This is a genomic window from Polaribacter glomeratus, from assembly GCF_002954665.1.
Taxonomy (GTDB): Bacteria; Bacteroidota; Bacteroidia; order Flavobacteriales; family Flavobacteriaceae; genus Polaribacter; species Polaribacter glomeratus.
The window spans coordinates 965017-983329 of sequence record NZ_MSCM01000002.1; the positions used below are offsets into that span (position 1 = coordinate 965017).

The following is an 18313-nucleotide window of genomic DNA, read 5'->3' on the forward strand; positions in this document are numbered from 1 at the left end:
GGTAGCGAGGAAAAAAATGAAAAAAATATGGATTTTATACTACAACCTTGGGCTTGGTATGTTGGTGGTCCGCTCATAGCAATTTCGCTATTATTGTATTTTTACTTTGGTAAAAACTTTGGAGCTTCCACAAATTTTGAAACTATTTGCACCATTTTTGGGGCGGATAAAGTATCTGATTATTTTAAAAAAGATTGGAAAGATCAAAAATTCGCATTGTTTTTTGTGATTGGATTAATTATTGGTGGTTTCATAGCTGCTAATTACTTAATTCCAAATCAAGCAATAGATTTGAACCCAAAAACGGTTCAAGAACTTACAGATTTAGGATTTGCTAATGTTGGAAATCAGTATTTTCCTGATGAAATATTTAGTGATGAGGTGGTTTTTTCTTTAAAAGGGTTTTTAATTCTTTTAGTTTCTGGCTTACTTATAGGTTTTGGAACGCGTTACGCTGGCGGTTGCACATCGGGCCACGCAATTACGGGTTTAAGTAGCTTACAATTGCCCTCTTTATTGGCTGTAATTGGCTTTTTTATTGGAGGCATTATTGCTACGTGGGTTATAATTCCAATTTTGTTTGGTTAAATAGTATAAAAAGTTTTCGACCAGCTCAGGCTAACATATGTTTTGTCAATTGAAATTCTGAGTGTCAAACTGAGCTTGTCGAAGTTTAAAAATATAATAAAATGAAAAACATCAAATTTTTAATTTTAGGAATTTTTTTCGCAATTGTTCTAAGTAAATCACAAGCTATTTCGTGGTATCGTTTTTATGAAATGTTTAAATTTCAGTCTTTTCATATGTACGGCATTATTGGTGGAGCGGTAGTAATTTCTATGATTTTTATGCAATTGTTTAAACACGGAAAGATAAAAGACATCAACGGTAATAAAATTGTTCCGAAACCTAAAAAAGAGGGTTTTGTTAGTACTATTTTAGGTGGAACTTTGTTTGGTTTAGGTTGGGGAATTTCAGGAGCTTGTGCAGCACCGATATTTGTAATTCTTGGGTTTAAATTAATTCCGGCGCTTATTTTATTAGCGGGAGCACTTTTAGGAGCTTTCATATATGGAGTCTTGAGCAAAAAATTACCAAATTAAAGTGATTATTGTCATATCTCAATAATTTAAAAGAAGCTAATTTAGCAAACCAAATGAGCAAATTAATAGACAGTTTTGGAAGAAAAATGGAATATGTAAGGTTAGCGGTTACAGATCGTTGTAATCTACGTTGCCAATATTGCATGCCTGCTCATGGAATAGACATTGTACCAAGACAAGAATTACTCAGTTTTAAAGAAATGTATCGTCTGGTTCGTGTTTTAACCGAATTAGGTGTTAAAAAAGTGCGTTTAACAGGTGGTGAGCCTTTTGTGCGAAAAGATTTTGTGGGTTTTTTAGAAATGTTGTCTTACAATGATTTGTTAGATGAAATTAATATTACAACAAACGGAGCCTTAATTTCTCATCATATTTCAACAATTGAAAAGCTTAAAAAAGTAAAAAAAATAAACCTTAGTATTGATAGTTTAGATAGAGATAAGTTCGCAAAAATTACAAGAAGAGATGTTTTTCCTGAAGTTTACAAAACTTTTGAACTGCTTGAACAAAGTAGTTTAGACTTAAAACTAAATGTAGTGGTGCAATCTGGTTTTAATACTGATGAAATTGTTGATTTTGTAAGATTGACCAAAGATAAGAATGTTGCAATACGTTTTATAGAAGAAATGCCTTTTAACGGAAAAGGGCAGCGTGAAATGAAAGAAAACTGGACTTTTAAAAAGATTTTAAACGAGATAAAAACCGAGTTTGATGTTACTGAAGTTCAATCAGAAAAATCATCAACCTCTAGAAATTACTCAATAGAAAATCATTTAGGAACTGTTGGTATTATTCCTGCATTTACAAGAACAATTTGCAACGATTGCAATCGAATTAGAATTACATCCACCGGAACTTTTAAAAATTGTCTGTTTGATGACGGTGTTTTTAATTTAAGAGATTTTATCAGAGAAGGCGCATCTAACGATGATTTAAAAGAACTTTTTTTATCGTTAGTAAAAGAAAAGCCAGAAAATGGTTTTATTGCAGAGGCAAATAGAAAAGATGGTGGTGCTTCGGAGAGTATGAGTACAATTGGAGGTTAGAAAGGTTTAAAAAATTACACATTTTCAAATGATTTCAGTAGAAAAAGCTTTACAAACCGTATTAAATTCAACCCAAAATTTCGGAGTTGAAGAAATTCCGTTTATAAAATCTTTTGGTAGAATTTTAAAAGAAGAAATTACTGCGGATAGAGATTTTCCACCGTTTAACAGAGTTTCTATGGATGGAATTGCAGTTGATTTCAACGAATTTAGTTCTCGACTTCGCTCAAACAAACAATTGAGTTTTAATATTGAAGGAATTCAGGCTGCAGGAAGTAAACAAATCACACTTAAAAATTCAGAGAATTGTATCGAAGTGATGACGGGTGCAGTTTTGCCAAATAACACAAATTCGGTAATTAGATACGAAGATGTAACTATTGAAAACGGAGTGGCAACCATCAATATTGATGCTATAAATGACGGTCAAAATATTCATATTAAAGGCAAAGACGGTGCAGTTGGCGATATTTTGATTCCTCAAAACACAAAAATATCAGCAGCAGAAATTGGTGTTTTAGCAACGGTTGGAAAATCGTTTGTAAAAGTTGCAAAACAACCAAAAGTAATGATTGTTTCTACAGGCGATGAATTGGTAGGAGTTGACGAAATTCCGTTAGAACATCAAATTAGAAGAAGTAATGTGTTCACTTTAGTTTCTTTGCTAGAAAGGTTGAATATTCCTTCCGAAACTGCACATATAACCGATGATAAGCAAGTTTTGAAGTCTAAAATAGAAAGTTATTTACAAGAATATGATGTATTGCTTTTTAGTGGCGCCGTTAGTAAAGGTAAATTTGATTTTTTGCCAGAAGTTTTAGACGAATTGGGTGTTGAAAAATTATTTCATACAGTTGCACAAAGACCAGGAAAACCTTTTTGGATGGGAACTACAAAAACGTGCACAGTATTTGCTTTTCCAGGAAATCCGATTTCTACTTTTGTAAATTGTTTGGCGTATTTTTATCCTTGGTATTACAAATCAGTAGGATTAGAATTAAATGAAGAAACAGCAATTTTAGGAGAAGATGTTACGTTTAAACCTAATTTAACCTATTTTTTACAAGTAAAATTAGAAAGAGAAAAAGGGTTTTTAACGGCGTTTCCAATTTTAGGAAATGGTTCAGGAGATTTAGCAAGTTTGGTAAAAACCGATGCTTTTATTCAGTTGCCGAGTGATAAAATTGAATTTAAAAAAGGAGAAGTTTATCCGATAGTAAGCTATCGCTAATTATTAGTTTTAAGTGCTTAGTTTTGAGTTTTTAGTACAAGAAAATGATTATGAAAGAAAGTATCGTTCAAAAAAAGAGTTTCGAATTTTCCTTCAAAATTATTGCTCTATACAAGCAATTACAACAAGAAAAAGAATTTGTAATATCAAATCAAATTTTGAGAAGTGGCACTTCAATTGGTGCAAATATTGAAGAGGCTTTAGCAGGACAAAGTAAAAGAGATTTTATTGCAAAAATGTCTATCTCTTAAAAAAGAAGCTAGAGAAACGAAATATTGGTTACGATTATTAAAAGAAAGTGATTTAACAAATATAGATGTGAATTCATTAATTTTGGACATTCACGAGTTAATTAGAATTTTAACTTTTATTGTTAAAACTTCGCAAACTAATTTAACTAAAAATTAAACATTTAAAACTAAAAACTATTTAAATGACTTTTACACATTTAAATTCTAAAGGAAATCCTAAAATGGTAAATGTTTCTGATAAGAAAATTACCAAAAGAACAGCAATTGCAAAAGCAACCATGTTTTTAGGAAAAGAGGTGATTGCTCATTTTACAAATGATGAGTTAATTACTAAAAAAGGACCTGTTTTTCAAACGGCAATCATTGCAGGAATTCAGGGTGTAAAAAAGACATCCGACTTAATACCAATGTGTCATCCTTTGTTGATTAATGGCGTTGATATTGATATTAAAATCATAGATTCAGAAAATGTAGAAGTGCTGTGCGAAGTTACTATTGAAGGGAAAACTGGCGTAGAAATGGAAGCGTTAACTGGCGCAAATATAACTTGTTTAACTATTTATGATATGTGTAAAAGTATCAGTCAGAAAATGATAATTAAAGAAGTGAAATTAGTAGAAAAAACAGGCGGAAAATCGGATATTAAAAATGGCTAAAACACACACAAAACATACAAATTTAGAAAGACGAAATAATGATAATTTTGCCCCAAATGAAATTGCAATTTTGGGCACAAACTGTGGAATTATTTCTGATGTAGTTCATAAAGTTTCTCAGAAACTATCTAATTATAAATTGGGGTATTTTGATGCTTCTCATGCTAAAGATGTGGAAGAAAATAAGTTGTCTGAATTCGTTTTTCATCACGAAGGTAATTTACAAATCACAACTTCTGGAAGCGTAAATAAGTTTCAGCAGCGTTTAGATTTTGCGCAGTTTGACTATGTTTTTATTAATGGAAATCATTATCAAGGAGCAAAACAAATTTTAATTTTAGACGAAGCGAAAGAAGCTTCCGTCTTAAAAAGATTAGAACAGTTAGATCGCATTCAGTTTGTTATAAAATTGACAAAAGACACTAACTATTTTGATTTTTTACTTGAAAAATATCCGCAGATAAAAAACATCACTTGTTATACAATTGATGAGGTTGATCAAATTTCAAACCACATTAACAATCTCATTCAAGAAAAAATTGCTCCTATAAAAGGCTTGGTTTTAGTAGGCGGAAAAAGTACAAGAATGGGCCAAGATAAATCTGAATTGAATTATTTTGGAAAACCTCAAAAGGAATTTGCCAAAGAATTGTTAGAAAATAATAAGTTAGAAACGTTTTATTCTGTTCGTAATACATCAGAAAAAGTAGCCGAAATTTCTGATAAATTTTTGAATTTAGGTCCTTTTGGCGGTATCTGTTCGGCGTTTCAAAAAGACCCGAATGCAGCTTGGTTTGTGCTGGCTACAGATGTTCCTTTTATAGATGATACCATTATTCAATTAGTTTTAAAACACAGAAACCCTAGTAAAGTTGCCACAGCAATTAAAGGGGAGAACAAGGAGTTTGTAGAGCCTTTAATTACGATTTACGAACCGAAAGCATATCCTATTTTGTTGCAATATTTAGCGCAAGGATATTCTTGTCCTAGAAAAGTGTTAATAAATTCTGATGTTGAAATTGTAGAAATTGACGATGATTTTATCAGAAATATAAATACTCCCGAAGAGTTTGAGGCGGTGATATCGTCATTACGAGGAACGAAGTAATCTGTTTAATTAATAATGAACGTAGAATGGAGAGATTGCTTCGTTCCTCGCAATGACAAAAAATGAAACCAACAAAAAATCAACTTTTTAAACGTCAAATTACTTTATCTGAAATTGGTGAAGTTGGGCAACAAAAACTACAAAATGCATCTGTTTTGGTTGTTGGCTGTGGCGGTTTAGGAGGTTTAATTGCTGTTTATTTAGCGGCAAGCGGAATTGGTAAAATCCATTTAATAGATTTTGACACCATTGATGTTACCAATTTACACAGACAAGTTTTTTATAGTTTAGAGGATGTAGGTAAATCAAAAGCAGAAGTTTTATCTCAATTTATAGTAAAAAGAGCACCGTTCACAGATATCAATTTTACCAACAAGCCAATTACAAAAGCAACTGTTTTTGAGTTGATTTCTGATGTGGATATTGTGGTTGATGGTACAGACTCGCTGCCAACAAAATATTTATTAAATGACGCTTGTGTCATCAAAAATAAGTCATTAGTGTATGGTTCTTTGTATAAATTTGATGGGTATGTGGCTACATTTAATGTGTTGCAAAAAGATGGAACTTATTCAGCAAATTTAAGAGATGCTTTTCCCGATTTCTCGACTTCGCTCGAAAGACAAGATATTCCCAATTGTGAAGAAGCAGGAACTTTAAATTCTATTGTGGGCATGATTGCAACGCAGCAAGTAAATGAAGTTTTAAAATTGATTACAGGAATTGGAACACCCTTAACAAACGAATTATTAATTTATAATTCGCTTCAAAATACGCAGCTAAAAATGAAATTAAAACCAACTGTTTTAAAAGATAAAATTGCTAAAATATTTAAAATTCAAACCTATGTCGATTTAGCTTGTGCTGGTCAAAACCCTGATTGGCAAATAGCTGCTAAAGAGTTAAAAGAGCAATTATTACATCAAACGGAGTTTAGAAACCTTGAAATTATTGCCGTTTTAAATGGTTTAAAATTGCCTTTTGAAGTGCAACAAACTATTCATATAAATCAATTTGATGCCAATAAAATTACAATTGATAAAAGTAAAACCTATGTAATGGTTTGTCAAAGAGGATTTAACAGTTATAAAGCTGTGGAAAAAATGAAAAAAAAATACCCTGATTTGAAAGTTTTAAGTTTAACTGGCGGAATTTCGAACTATAATTAATATTATTTTATGAACACTCCTTTAGAATTTTACACGCAGCAAAAAACTGAACTTGAGAATGAAGCTTCTTCTTTAAAAAAGAAATTAGTCAATTTTGGAATCTTAAGATTCACTGTTTTTTCTGCAACTTGCTTCTTAATCTATTTAAGTTTTAGTAATTTTATTCAGCTCTTTATAATTGCTGGTATCGGATTTTCGGTTTTCACTTTTTTGATATTGAAATACATCAAATTAAAAAGAGAAAAAGAGATTATTGAGGCAAAAATAAATATTAATATAACTGAAATTAAAGTTTTAAACAGCGTTTTTCATCAGTTAAAAACAGGAGAAGAATTTGTAAGTTCGGCACATTTTTATAGTAACGATATCGATTTGTTTGGTAAAGGTTCTTTCTTTCAGTTTATGAATAGAACTGCTACAATTGAGGGTAAAGAAGCTTTAGCAACTATTTTAACGGAGAATAAAACAACATTCATTTTAGAAAAACAAATTGCGATAAAAGAGCTTGCAGATAAGGTAAATTGGAGGCAGCATTTTTCTGCTTTGGCAAGTTTGGTTGTTGTTAAAAACACCTCAAAATCTATTGTAAACTGGATTGCAAATTACACTTCGATTCTATCGAAACATGCATCAAAAATTCAAGTTAGCTTTTCAATAATTTCCTTGTTTTTAGTTGGTCTTATTTCTTTCGGATTTATTTCTTTTGTTTTTTTAGTTATTTGGTTTTTTATCGGATTATTTATAGCAAGCAGATTCATAAAAAAAACACAACAAATTTACATAGAGACAGATAAGATTAGTGATACTTTTAGGCAATACCACGAATTGTTAACGGAGATTGAAAATCAAGAATTTACATCAGAAATATTAAAAGAAAAAAGAGAAATTATTAAAACGGAAGAGAAAAAAGCATCGACAGTTTTTAAAGAATTCTCTAAAATTTTGGACATTTTTGATCAAAGAAATAATGATGTTATTGCATTACTTGGCAACGGTTTATTTTTATTTGAAGTTTACAATGCTTGCAAAGTAGAAAAATGGATTTTAAACTATAAACACACGGTGCAGAAATGGTTTGAAGTTGTTGCTTTTTTCGATGCGCACAATTCGCTTGCTAATTTTAATTTTAATCACCCAAATTTTGTGTTTCCAGAAATTTCTGATGATCAAGGAGTTATAAAAGCTACTAATTTAGGCCATCCGTTATTAGCAGTTAGTAAAAGAATTGATAATAATTTTACTATTGATAACGAACAATTTTTTATTGTTACAGGTGCAAATATGGCAGGGAAAAGCACTTTTTTAAGAACAATTTCATTGTCTATTGTAATGGCAAACTGCGGATTACCTGTTTGTGCAGAAAGTTTTAAATACTCGCCAATAATGCTTATTACAAGTATGAGAACCTCGGATTCTCTAACGGAGGATGAATCTTATTTTTATTCAGAATTAAAACGTTTAAAGTATATTGTTGATCAAATTGAAACGGAAGATTATTTTATCATTTTAGATGAAATTTTAAAAGGAACAAATAGTAAAGACAAAGCAATTGGTTCTAAAAAGTTTGTAGAAAAATTAACAAAATCGAAATCCACAGGAATTATTGCAACGCATGATGTGAGTTTATGTGAGCTAGAGAACGAATTTTTAGACATTAAAAACTACTATTTTGATGCAGAAATTATAAATGATGAATTGTATTTTGATTATATCTTAAAAAATGGTGTTTGTAAAAACATGAATGCTTCTTTTTTATTAAAGAAAATGAAGATTGTTTAGTTCTTTTAAGAAAGAGAAAAGAGAATCTAGAAACAATACTAAAAGGAACCAAGATTACAAACCTATGTTTGCTATGCGCCTATGTGTTTTTTTTAACTCCATAGAAAATAGATTTCTTAGAAATTTATGGATAAGTTAAATTGTACCAAGTTAAAGAACATGCATTTTCATGAAGAGTGTTTTTTCTTCAGAAATTAAAGAGGCTTTTTCCACTCCAAAGTTTCAATCAAACGTAAAATATCTTCTTTTATATAAGAAACTGCTGGTAAAATAGAATCGTAGTTGGGTTTTACGTAAAAATATAAAGAACCTTTTATAAAGTTATTTGTGCTATCTGTAACATGAAATTGTATGTGAGAAGCTGCATTACCAGTAATTTCATATAAACTCCCGAAAATTCGTCTTTTAGGGTTTACAAAGTCTTTTGGTATAATTTGCTCTGCTTTTACAGCGTGTTTAAAAACAAGCTTTTCTGCTTCTGTTAAAAGCTCAGTTAAATTATTTTCTACAGGTCTGTAGGTAATGTCGATCGATGCTTTTAGGTTTGGATATTCAATTTTTAACCAATTATTTTTATCATCAATAATTGTGGTGTTTTTTAGAACATCAAAAGTATAAGGTCTTTTTAATGCTAGCTTAGTATATTCTTTTTTAGGATATTCTAAACTTAAATATGCCTTTGGTTTTGGTAAAACAGCCGTATTACAAGCAATAAAAATAAGTGAAATTAAGAATAGAAAAAAGTTACGCATTTCTGGTTGCTTTTACTTGTTTAATGCGTTTTTTATCTAACGCTTCAATAGTAAACGTATAATTCTTGAAGAATATTTTTTCTCCTTTTTTAGGGAATTTACCAGAAACCTCTAATATAAAGCCTGCAATCGTTTCACTTTCGCCTTTTTCTTGTTCAAAAATTTCTTCGTCCTCATCATCTAAAACTCTACAAAAGTCTTTAATGCTTGTTTTGCCTTCAAAAATGTAATTATTTTCGTCAATTCTAGAATACGCTAAATCTTCATCATCAAATTCATCGTTAATGTCTCCTACAATCTCTTCAATAACGTCTTCTAAGGTAACTAAGCCGCTTGTGCCTCCATATTCATCAACAACAATTGCTAAATGGTTTTTACGCGCTCTAAAGTTATCTAGTAAGTCGTCTAATTTCTTGTTTTCTGGCACAAAAAAAGCTTCACGTACTAAACTTTGCCATTTAAAATCTTTTTTATTTAAGTGTGCCAACAAGTCTTTTGCAAACAAAACGCCTATAATATTATCTATATTATCTTTATAAACTGGGTTTCTAGAATACCCGTTTTCTAAAATTTTATTTAGAACATTTTCATACGTTTCTGTATCCGAAAGCGCAAAAAGATCTATTCTAGGCTTCATTATTTGAACCGTTTCTGTGTTCCCAAAATTCACAATTCCTTGTAAAATTTTTTGTTCATCTTTGGTAGTTGCTCCGTCTGATGTTAGCTCTAAAGCTTGCGATAAAGTTTCTACAGAAAAATTGGTATTTTTACTCCCTAATTTTTTTTCAATAAATTTTGTTAACGAAATTAAAGGCATGCTAAAAGGAGTTAGCAAAACATTTATCACCAATATAAACTTCGCCATTTTTTTAGAAAACGGAAGCGCATTTCTAGAGGCATATACTTTTGGTAAAACCTCACCAAATAAGAGAATTAAGAAGGTAACTAAAATAACTTCTATTAAAAAACGAACCGGAATTAAAAAATAATGTAGATTTAATTCGTAATTGAAATCACCAAAAACGGTGTCTGCAATTGAAGCAAATAACAAAACAATTAAAATGTTTATAAAGTTATTTGTTATTAGAATTGCGGCTAATAATTTTCTAGGTCTTTCTAGTAATTTTACAATAATATTTTCTTCTTTTCCGTCATTAGAAAGTTCGTTTAAATCTTTTTGAGAAAGTGAAAAAAAGGCAACTTCTGTTCCGGATATAACTGCGGAACTTGCTAATAAAACAATTAAAACAATAAAGTTAATTGCTGTTAAAAAATTAATTGAAGTAAATAATAAAAATAATGGTTCAGGATCTGGGTCCAAGTTTTAAAGTTTTAAAATTAAAATGGTAAATCGTCTTTTTTATCTGGTGTAACAGCTTTTTTATCTGCTGTAGTTTGCTGTTTTTGTTGCGGAATATTTGTGGTTTCAAGACTCTTTTTAGTTGTTAAAAAAGTCATTTCATTTACATGAACTTCTGTTGAGTAGCGTTTAACACCATCTTGCTCCCACTGTTTATTTTTAAGTTTTCCTTCTAAATACACTTTATCGCCTCTAGATAAATATTTTTCGCAAATTTCTGCTAATTTATTTCGAACAACAATATTGTGCCAATCTGTATTTATAATTTTTTCTCCCGTTTGTTTGCTGGTGTAACTTTCACTAGTGGCAATAGGAAATCTTCCAACAGAATTGCCTCCTTCAAAATAATGCATTTTTACATCATCACCTAAATTACCAATTAAAATTACCTTGTTTACGGTGCTTGCCATCGCTTTTTTATTTACAGTTCAAATGTACTAAAAATATCAATTACTTTAAGACTCAAATTCTTCAATAAAATTAGCAATTAAAACAGGAACCGGATATTTTTTAATGTCTATCCAGTTTATTTTTGCTTTGGATGAAGTTACCGTTTCTACAATCCAAAACTGTGTATATAAATGTTGATGCGATAATTTATGAACAATTTCTTTTGTATTAAAAAGTGAGATAGTGGTTTCGTTACGAAATAAACTAACGAATTTTTCTGATGAAATAATTTCCTCTTTGTTGATGTTCTTCTCGCTCTCAATCAATGGAAATTGATACAAACCTTGCCAAATTCCTTTTCCTTTTCTTTCTGATAAAATTGTTTTATTATCATCCGTTTTTATTACAAGAAAATTAAAATATCTATTTCTAACCTTAACTTTTTTGTCTTTTACAGGCAACTCTTTGGTTAATTTTTTTTCTAAAGCCACGCAACTATCTGCAAACGGACATGTTTCACAAAGCGGATTTTGAGGCTTGCAATGAAGCGCACCAAAATCCATTAATGCTTGATTGTGAGTTCCTGGTTTTGATTCGTCAAGCAAGGTTTGTGCTAAAATTTTAAATTCTTTAATTCCTGCGGATGAATTTATAGCGGTTTTAATACCAAAATATCTTGATAAAACGCGGTAAACGTTGCCATCTACAACAGCCGTTGGCTCATCAAAACAAATAGACGCAATTGCAGAAGCGGTGTAATCTCCAATTCCTTTTAGCTTAATTATTTCTTTATAAGTTGATGGAAATTGGCCATTTAGCTCATTTGCAATTTGTTTTGCTGTAAAATGTAGGTTTCTTGCCCGAGAATAATATCCTAGACCTTGCCACATTTTTAAAACGGTGCTTTCATCCGCCTTGGCGAGGTCAAAAACAGTTGGAAAACTAGCTGTAAATTTTAAATAATAAGAGATTCCTTGAGCAACTCTTGTTTGTTGCAGCATAATTTCGCTTAGCCAAATAAAATAAGGATTCTTAGATTTACGCCAAGGCAATTCCCTGTTGTTTTGTAACTGCCAGTAAACTAAAGTGTTAGAAAATTTCATGAATAAAAAATAGAATTGCAATATTACATTTTAAAATTAAGATAAAATTAAGTGTATATCTTTTTGGAATTGATTAATTATCATATATTTGCATCCGCATTTTTGAAAGTAATTTAACAAAAAAATAGTAAAAATAGAATCATGACGAAAGCAGATATCGTATCAAAAATTTCAGACAAATCTGGTATAGAAAAGACAGATGTTTTAGCAACTGTTGAGGCATTTATGACTGAGGTAAAGGGTGCATTAGAAAATGGTGACAACGTTTATTTAAGAGGTTTTGGTAGTTTTATAATCAAAACAAGAGCAGAAAAGACTGGTAGAAATATTTCAAAGAATACAACTATCAAAATTCCGGCTCACAATATTCCAGCTTTTAAACCAGCTAAGACTTTTACAGAAGGAGTAAAAAATAAAGTAGCGGTAAAGTAACACAATATTAATCAAAACCTTAAGGGTTTAAAAAACATCTGAACATTATGCCAAGTGGTAAAAAAAGAAAGAGAGCAAAAATCTCTACACACAAAAGAAAGAAAAGAGCTAGAGCAAACAGACACAAGAAAAAGTAAGCATTCGCTTACTTTTTCGTTTGTTGTTTAGCCAAAAAAAAACAAAAAAGTTCATTGACATCGAGGTTTAATTAACCTCACTGGTATTGCAAATACCTGACAATAGTAAACCATCTACACAATGAAGTGTAGTGTTAAAACCATTTCAGAATGAAAACAGAATTAATAATTCGTTCAAATTCATCTGATATTGATTTTGCCTTATTAAGAGATGGAAAACTTATTGAATTGAATAATGAAACAACTGGAAACAAATTTTCTGTTGGCGATATTTTTTTAGCCAAAATAGGAAAAGTGTTAACAGGTTTAAACGCAGCCTTTGTAAATGTAGGATACCCAAAAGATGGGTTTTTACATTATCACGATTTGGGCGCGCAAGTAAATTCATTAAATTCGTTCCTTAAGAAAGTAAGCACAGGTAAGTACAAAGAATTCACTTTAAAGAATTTCCGAAAGGAAGAAGACATTAACAAAGACGGTAGTATTAACAATGCACTAAAAACAGGACAAAACCTATTAGTGCAAATTGTAAAAGAACCAATTTCTACAAAGGGCCCAAGATTAAGCTCTGAGCTTTCTATAGCTGGTAGATTTTTGGTTTTAGTTCCTTTTTCTAACAGAGTTTCTGTTTCACAAAAAATAGAAGACCCAGAAGAAAAAGAACGTTTAAAAAGACTAGCAAAAAGCATAAAACCAAAAGGTTTTGGCGTTATTTTAAGAACTGTTGCCGAAGGTAAAAAGGTAGCAGAATTAGATAAAGATTTGCAAAACTCATTAGAACGTTGGAAAACGATGTGTAAAAGTATACCAAACACTAACACACCAACTAAGATATTAAGTGAGTTAAATAGAGCATCTTCTATTTTAAGAGATGTTATGAATGAAACTTTTACAAACATAGTAACTAATGACGAAACTTTGAAAGTAGAAATTAAAGAATACTTGCAAGAAATTTATCCTGAAAAGGAGAAAATTGTAAAGTTGCACAAGTCCGAAACTCCTATTTTTGAAAAATACGGAATAGAGAGACAAATTAAAACTTCGTTTGGAAAAACAGTTTCTATGAGTAAAGGTGCGTATCTAGTTATAGAACACACAGAAGCTTTACACGTTATTGATGTAAATAGCGGAAATCGTTCTAATAAAGCGGGCTCTCAAGAAGAGACTGCATTAGAAGTAAATTTAATTGCAGCAGCAGAAGTAGCACGTCAATTACAATTGCGTGATATGGGAGGGATTATTGTAGTTGATTTTATAGATATGCATAAAGTTGAAAACAGAAATAAACTGTTTCAATATTTAAAAGAACAAATGTCTTTTGATAGAACAAAACACAAAATATTACCTCCAAGTAAATTTGGATTGGTACAAATTACAAGACAAAGGGTTAGACCAGAGTTAAGTATAAAAACTACCGAAGCCGACCCAAATATAAATGGACAAGTAGAAGCTCCAATAGTTTTATTAGACAAAATAGAATCGGATTTAGAGAAATTTATTTTAAATTCTAGTAATAAATCAACCAATAAAAAGATACAATTACACATTCATCCTTTTATTGCATCTTATTTAACCAAAGGAGTAAACTCAATTCGTTTTAAATGGTATTTAAAACACAAAAAGTGGATTACAATTGTACCTAGAGATGCTTACACATACTTACATTATAAATTTCAATCTTCTAAAGAATAATTTAGACCGTAACTAAGGCAATAATTTTTTATCAAAAAACCCCGTAACTTAAAAGTTGCGGGGTTTTGTGCTTTATAAAGTTTTTTTGCTCGATTTTTTCACATTTAGAAAGTTAAATAAAACTTTAATTTTCTAAATTTTAGTCTAAACTTGTCTAAAACTATTTCTTTACTTTAATCAAATACATATAAACAGGATAATGGTCAGAGTATCCGCCAGTGTAACCACCATTAGAAAAACTTCTAAATGGATATCCTTTGTATTGCCCTTTTCTAATTGTTAAAAAACGTTTGTTAAAAACCATGGCTTTAAACATTTTATAGGTCGAGAAATCTTTTTCGCCTTTGTCTAGCAAAGATTCAGAAATTAATATCTGATCAAACAAATTAATATTATCTCTGTAGCCTAAAGTATTAAAGCCTTTTCTAAACATTTCTTCATACGGATTGTAAATATCTAATTTACCAACGTCATTTTTTTCGCTTTTCGTTTTTAAAACTTCTTTAAAACTAGCATTTGTTGGGTCGTCATTAAAATCGCCCATAGTAAGAATCTTTGCATCAGAATCTTTTTCTCTAATTTGTGCAATAATTTTGGTATTTTGATATGCCGCTTTTTCACGTAAAGGCCTACTTTTTGCTTCACCACCACTTCTAGAAGGCCAATGATTTACAATTATGTGAATTAATTCATCATCTAAATAACCAGAAACTAGTAATTGATCTCTTGTAAAAACTTTAAAATTGTCTCTATAAATATTCGGATTAAAAACTTCGTGAAAAACAGGTTTAAAATATTTTTTTTGATATAATAAAGCTACGTCAATACCACGTTTGTCTGGAGAATCGTAATGAATAATTCCGTATTCTTTTTTTACTAAATGTTTAGATTTTACCAAATCTTCTAAAACACCAAGGTTTTCTACTTCGGAAACTCCAATTATTGCCGGACTTGTATTTGCCATATCTGCACCAATTTGCGCAATTGTGTTACCAAGTTTGTCAATTTTATCCCAATAAACTTTAGATCTATTTGCTTTTAGTTCCATAATTGGGCTTGCTTCATCATTTATAGTAACATCATTTATGGTGTCAAATAAATTTTCTAAGTTATAAAAAGCAATAGTTCTAATATGGTATTTTTTCTCTTTACTTTGAGAAGAAACAGTCCAAATCATTAGTAATGAGAAGGTAATAAATGTAAATAATTTTTTCATAGCTTTTAATTTTTGATGCAAACTTGGGTGGTAAATCAACATTTAAACGTTAAAAATTTTATTTTTTAATCCGTAATTACGGAAACCCGTTACGTTTTATCAGTTCTTGTTTCTAAATTTATGAAAAATTTTATGAAAAAGTTTATTCTAACACAACTTCTATTCTTGTTTTTTATAACAGCAATAGTTGCGCAGAATAGTGTAAAAGGAATTATTGTAGAAAGATATTCAGATAAACCGCTTCAAAATGTTGTGGTTAGTGTTTTAAATTCAACTTTAACTAAAACGACTAACATAGACGGCACATTTATAATTAAGAACATTCAAAATGGTTCTTATATTTTAGAAATTAAATTAATTGGTTATGAAACCCAACGTTTTCCTGTAGTACTTTCTGGTAAAACAATTGATTTAGGACAAATTGTATTGTACAAAGTCATGATTGAAGAACAAGATTTAAGCTTGATAACAATTACAGATGATGAACTAAACGACGATGCCAGTGCTGCCGATAATATTTCTGGTCTTTTACAGGCTTCAAAAGATATCTTTTTACGAACAGCAGCTTTCGAATTTAGTTCTTCATTTTTTAGAGTAAAAGGATTAGATTCTGGGAATGGTAAAGTTCTGATTAACGGAATTGAGATGAATAAAATTTACGACGGTAGAGCACAGTGGAGCAATTGGGGCGGATTAAATGATGTGCTAAGAAATCAGGAATTTAGCAATGGTTTAGCACCTTCGGATTTTACTTTTGGCGGAGTTCTTGGTTCTACAAATATGGATACCAGAGCTTCACAACAAAGACCAGGAACAAGAATTTATTATTCCTCATCTAACAGAAGTTATGAACACAGAGTAATGGCAACGCATACTACAGATATTTCTAAAAGTGGTTGGTCTATAACTTTTTCTGCGAGTAGAAGAGCTGGAAACGAAGGTTTTAATCAAGGTACACCTTATAATGCATATTCGTTATTTGCATCCGTAGAAAAGAAAATTAACGATAAACACAGTATTAATTTTACAGGAATTTTTACACCAAATAGAAGAGGTAAATCATCGCCAAACACGCAAGAAGTTTTCGATTTAAAAGGAATTGAATACAATGAATATTGGGGTAATTTGAATGATAAAAAAATAAATTCTAGAATTAAAGAAGTAGTAGAACCCATTTTAATGCTAAATCATTACTGGGATCTTTCGGAAAACACTACTTTACAAACGAATGTATCGTATCAGTTTGGTAAAATAGGAAATAGTCGGTTAGATTTTAATGGTGGCTCCAATCCAAGTCCTACCTATTATCAAACATTACCAAGTTACTTTTTAAGAAATAACGATTTAGCTGGCGCTTATACTGCACAAGAAAATTTTGTAAAAAATGGGCAATTAGACTGGAACCGTATTTTTGATGCAAACACAACAAATGCAAGCATCGGGTTAAATAATGCTTATGTTTTGTACGAAGATAGAAATGAAGACAAACAAGTAACGATAAATACGATATACAATTCGAACATAAACAAAAATATTTCTATAAACGGAAAAGTAGAATACAAGCGTTTACGTTCTCAAAACTTTGCCCAAGTTCTCGATTTATTAGGCGGAACAGGTTATTTGGATATTAATAATTTTGCAGATTCAGAAATGCAAATGCAAAATGATGTGTTATACCCGAATAGAGTAGTTGGCATTGGTGATAAATTTAGATACAATTTTAATTTAAGTTCAGATTTTTTAAATGCCTTTTTACAAGCACAATTTAAGTACAATAAAGTAGATTTTTATGCTGCAGTAAATGCTTCTCAAATAACAAATCAAAGAGAAGGTTTGTATCAAAATGGGCGTTTTGAAAATAATTCTTTAGGTGAATCTGATGCATTAAATTTTATCAATTATGGTGTAAAAGCAGGTGCAACCTATAAAATAAATGGTCGTAATTTAATAGATGCAAATGTTGCCTATGTAACGCAATCGCCAACCATTAGAAACTCATTTTCTAATTCTAGAGAAAATAATAATAGTGTTGATAATTTAAAAAGTGAACTAGTATTTTCTACAGATGTAAGTTATATTTATAGAGGTTCAATAATTACTTCTAGGCTTACGGGTTATTATACCTCAATAAAAGATGCCACAGAAATCTCTTTTTATTTTGCGGATGGAGTTGGCGGTGATAATACCGCTTTTGTTCAAGAAATTTTATCAGGTATAGAAAAGAAACATTTGGGACTAGAATTTGGGATGGAAGCACAAGTTACATCTACCATAAAATTAAAAGGAGCTGCTTCTATTGGTAGTTTTACCTATGCAAATAATCCTGATTTATATCTTACTTCTGATGTTACGAATGACGGAATTTTTGATGAAAATGGACGCTCAGGAGATTATACATCCAATTTAAAAAATTATAGAATTGCAGCTGGTCCGCAAACCGCATATTCTATCGGTTTTGAATATAGAGATCCCAATTATTGGTGGGTTGGGGCAACGGCAAACTTTTTTAGCAACACTTTTATAGACATTGCGCCGTTAACAAGGTCCAGCAATTTTTACACAGATGCAGATGGTTTAACCTTTCCAGATTATGATTTAGAGGTTGCAAGCGAATTATTACAACAAGAAAAATTTGAAAATTATAAGGTTATAAACCTTGTTGGAGGTAAATCTTGGAAAATAGCTGGGTATTATATTAGCGTATTTGCAACGGTAAATAATTTGTTAAATACCGAGTATAAATCTGGCGGATTTGAGCAAGGGAGAAATGCAAACTACAACGAATTAAGAACAGATAAATCTTTAGAAAAACCTGTTTTTGGTAATAAATATTGGTATGGTAGAGGCACAACTTACTACATGAATGCAACTATTAGTTTTTAAAAAAT

At 30.5% G+C, this 18313-nt stretch carries 18 protein-coding genes; 13 read left to right on the forward strand and 5 right to left on the reverse strand.

The window, feature by feature from the left end:
* The first annotated feature begins 27 nt into the window (after positions 1-27).
* From BTO16_RS14330 to BTO16_RS14370, 10 genes are all read left to right on the forward strand, one after another.
* A complete protein-coding gene (locus tag BTO16_RS14330; RefSeq protein WP_105022344.1) occupies positions 28-588 on the forward strand; it encodes a YeeE/YedE family protein in 561 nt (186 codons plus the stop codon).
* A gap of 101 nt (positions 589-689) precedes the next feature.
* Positions 690-1103 (forward strand): YeeE/YedE thiosulfate transporter family protein, encoded by a 414-nt coding sequence (locus tag BTO16_RS14335; protein ID WP_105022345.1) that lies wholly within the window; start codon positions 690-692, stop codon positions 1101-1103.
* A 53-nt stretch (positions 1104-1156) separates the two neighbouring features.
* A complete protein-coding gene (moaA, locus tag BTO16_RS14340; RefSeq protein WP_105022927.1) occupies positions 1157-2149 on the forward strand; it encodes a GTP 3',8-cyclase MoaA in 993 nt (330 codons plus the stop codon).
* A 28-nt stretch (positions 2150-2177) separates the two neighbouring features.
* On the forward strand, positions 2178-3380 hold the full coding sequence (locus tag BTO16_RS14345) for a molybdopterin molybdotransferase MoeA (RefSeq protein ID WP_105022346.1): 1203 nt from the start codon (positions 2178-2180) through the stop codon (positions 3378-3380).
* A 50-nt stretch (positions 3381-3430) separates the two neighbouring features.
* Positions 3431-3631 carry a four helix bundle protein gene (locus BTO16_RS18015; RefSeq protein WP_317045821.1) on the forward strand — a complete coding sequence of 67 codons (201 nt, stop codon included), beginning with the start codon at positions 3431-3433 and terminating at the stop codon, positions 3629-3631.
* Positions 3609-3788 (forward strand): four helix bundle protein, encoded by a 180-nt coding sequence (locus BTO16_RS18020; RefSeq protein ID WP_317045822.1) that lies wholly within the window; start codon positions 3609-3611, stop codon positions 3786-3788. The genes BTO16_RS18015 and BTO16_RS18020 overlap by 23 nt, the downstream gene beginning before the upstream one ends.
* A 25-nt stretch (positions 3789-3813) precedes the next feature.
* Positions 3814-4287 (forward strand): cyclic pyranopterin monophosphate synthase MoaC, encoded by a 474-nt coding sequence (moaC, locus tag BTO16_RS14355; RefSeq protein WP_105022347.1) that lies wholly within the window; start codon positions 3814-3816, stop codon positions 4285-4287.
* A complete protein-coding gene (locus BTO16_RS14360) occupies positions 4280-5395 on the forward strand; it encodes an NTP transferase domain-containing protein (protein ID WP_105022348.1) in 1116 nt (371 codons plus the stop codon). The genes moaC and BTO16_RS14360 overlap by 8 nt, the downstream gene beginning before the upstream one ends.
* 62 nt (positions 5396-5457) lie before the next feature.
* Positions 5458-6564 carry a HesA/MoeB/ThiF family protein gene (locus BTO16_RS14365; protein WP_105022349.1) on the forward strand — a complete coding sequence of 369 codons (1107 nt, stop codon included), beginning with the start codon at positions 5458-5460 and terminating at the stop codon, positions 6562-6564.
* A gap of 9 nt (positions 6565-6573) precedes the next feature.
* Positions 6574-8343 carry a MutS-related protein gene (locus BTO16_RS14370; protein ID WP_105022350.1) on the forward strand — a complete coding sequence of 590 codons (1770 nt, stop codon included), beginning with the start codon at positions 6574-6576 and terminating at the stop codon, positions 8341-8343.
* Positions 8344-8537: 194 nt separating this feature from the next.
* On the opposite strand, the gene gldD is transcribed toward BTO16_RS14370, so the two are convergent.
* From gldD to mutY, 4 genes are read right to left on the reverse strand one after another with little or no spacing between them, the layout of a single operon-like run.
* Complete coding sequence (gene gldD / locus BTO16_RS14375) at positions 8538-9095, reverse strand: gliding motility lipoprotein GldD (protein ID WP_105022351.1); 558 nt, start codon at positions 9093-9095, stop codon at positions 8538-8540.
* Positions 9088-10416 carry a gliding motility-associated protein GldE gene (locus BTO16_RS14380; RefSeq protein ID WP_105022352.1) on the reverse strand — a complete coding sequence of 443 codons (1329 nt, stop codon included), beginning with the start codon at positions 10414-10416 and terminating at the stop codon, positions 9088-9090. The genes gldD and BTO16_RS14380 overlap by 8 nt, the downstream gene beginning before the upstream one ends.
* Positions 10417-10433: 17 nt before the next feature.
* Entirely contained in the window at positions 10434-10865 is a 432-nt protein-coding gene (locus BTO16_RS14385) for a single-stranded DNA-binding protein (RefSeq protein WP_105022353.1), read from the reverse strand.
* Between the two features lie 45 nt (positions 10866-10910).
* On the reverse strand, positions 10911-11948 hold the full coding sequence (gene mutY / locus BTO16_RS14390) for an A/G-specific adenine glycosylase (protein WP_105022354.1): 1038 nt from the start codon (positions 11946-11948) through the stop codon (positions 10911-10913).
* A gap of 141 nt (positions 11949-12089) precedes the next feature.
* Here mutY and BTO16_RS14395 point away from each other — a divergent pair, with 141 nt between their 5' ends.
* Together BTO16_RS14395 and BTO16_RS14400 are read left to right on the forward strand one after the other, a co-directional pair.
* Complete coding sequence (locus BTO16_RS14395; protein WP_104810592.1) at positions 12090-12380, forward strand: HU family DNA-binding protein; 291 nt, start codon at positions 12090-12092, stop codon at positions 12378-12380.
* A gap of 287 nt (positions 12381-12667) precedes the next feature.
* Positions 12668-14209 (forward strand): Rne/Rng family ribonuclease, encoded by a 1542-nt coding sequence (locus tag BTO16_RS14400; protein ID WP_105022355.1) that lies wholly within the window; start codon positions 12668-12670, stop codon positions 14207-14209.
* 160 nt (positions 14210-14369) lie between these two features.
* On the opposite strand, the gene BTO16_RS14405 is transcribed toward BTO16_RS14400, so the two are convergent.
* Positions 14370-15425, reverse strand: a complete 1056-nt coding sequence (locus BTO16_RS14405) for an endonuclease/exonuclease/phosphatase family protein (RefSeq protein ID WP_105022928.1) — start codon at positions 15423-15425, stop codon at positions 14370-14372.
* A 132-nt stretch (positions 15426-15557) separates the two neighbouring features.
* Here BTO16_RS14405 and BTO16_RS14410 point away from each other — a divergent pair, with 132 nt between their 5' ends.
* The gene (locus tag BTO16_RS14410; RefSeq protein ID WP_105022929.1) at positions 15558-18308 is read left to right on the forward strand and encodes a TonB-dependent receptor; all 2751 of its coding nucleotides are present in this window, start codon (positions 15558-15560) and stop codon (positions 18306-18308) included.
* Positions 18309-18313: the final 5 nt, after the last annotated feature.

Bases quoted from the DNA above. Each gene is read 5' to 3' on its own strand.
- BTO16_RS14345 (WP_105022346.1), top strand. From the start codon at position 2,178: ATGATTTCAGTAGAAAAAGCTTTACAAACCGTATTAAATTCAACCCAA.
- BTO16_RS14385 (WP_105022353.1), bottom strand. From the start codon at position 10,865: ATGGCAAGCACCGTAAACAAGGTAATTTTAATTGGTAATTTAGGTGAT.
- BTO16_RS14330 (WP_105022344.1), top strand. From the start codon at position 28: ATGGATTTTATACTACAACCTTGGGCTTGGTATGTTGGTGGTCCGCTC.
- BTO16_RS18015 (WP_317045821.1), top strand. From the start codon at position 3,431: ATGAAAGAAAGTATCGTTCAAAAAAAGAGTTTCGAATTTTCCTTCAAA.
- BTO16_RS14335 (WP_105022345.1), top strand. From the start codon at position 690: ATGAAAAACATCAAATTTTTAATTTTAGGAATTTTTTTCGCAATTGTT.
- BTO16_RS14405 (WP_105022928.1), bottom strand. From the start codon at position 15,425: ATGAAAAAATTATTTACATTTATTACCTTCTCATTACTAATGATTTGG.
- BTO16_RS14400 (WP_105022355.1), top strand. From the start codon at position 12,668: ATGAAAACAGAATTAATAATTCGTTCAAATTCATCTGATATTGATTTT.
- mutY (WP_105022354.1), bottom strand. From the start codon at position 11,948: ATGAAATTTTCTAACACTTTAGTTTACTGGCAGTTACAAAACAACAGG.
- moaC (WP_105022347.1), top strand. From the start codon at position 3,814: ATGACTTTTACACATTTAAATTCTAAAGGAAATCCTAAAATGGTAAAT.
- moaA (WP_105022927.1), top strand. From the start codon at position 1,157: ATGAGCAAATTAATAGACAGTTTTGGAAGAAAAATGGAATATGTAAGG.
- BTO16_RS14360 (WP_105022348.1), top strand. From the start codon at position 4,280: ATGGCTAAAACACACACAAAACATACAAATTTAGAAAGACGAAATAAT.
- gldD (WP_105022351.1), bottom strand. From the start codon at position 9,095: ATGCGTAACTTTTTTCTATTCTTAATTTCACTTATTTTTATTGCTTGT.
- BTO16_RS14370 (WP_105022350.1), top strand. From the start codon at position 6,574: ATGAACACTCCTTTAGAATTTTACACGCAGCAAAAAACTGAACTTGAG.
- BTO16_RS14365 (WP_105022349.1), top strand. From the start codon at position 5,458: ATGAAACCAACAAAAAATCAACTTTTTAAACGTCAAATTACTTTATCT.
- BTO16_RS14410 (WP_105022929.1), top strand. From the start codon at position 15,558: ATGAAAAAGTTTATTCTAACACAACTTCTATTCTTGTTTTTTATAACA.
- BTO16_RS14395 (WP_104810592.1), top strand. From the start codon at position 12,090: ATGACGAAAGCAGATATCGTATCAAAAATTTCAGACAAATCTGGTATA.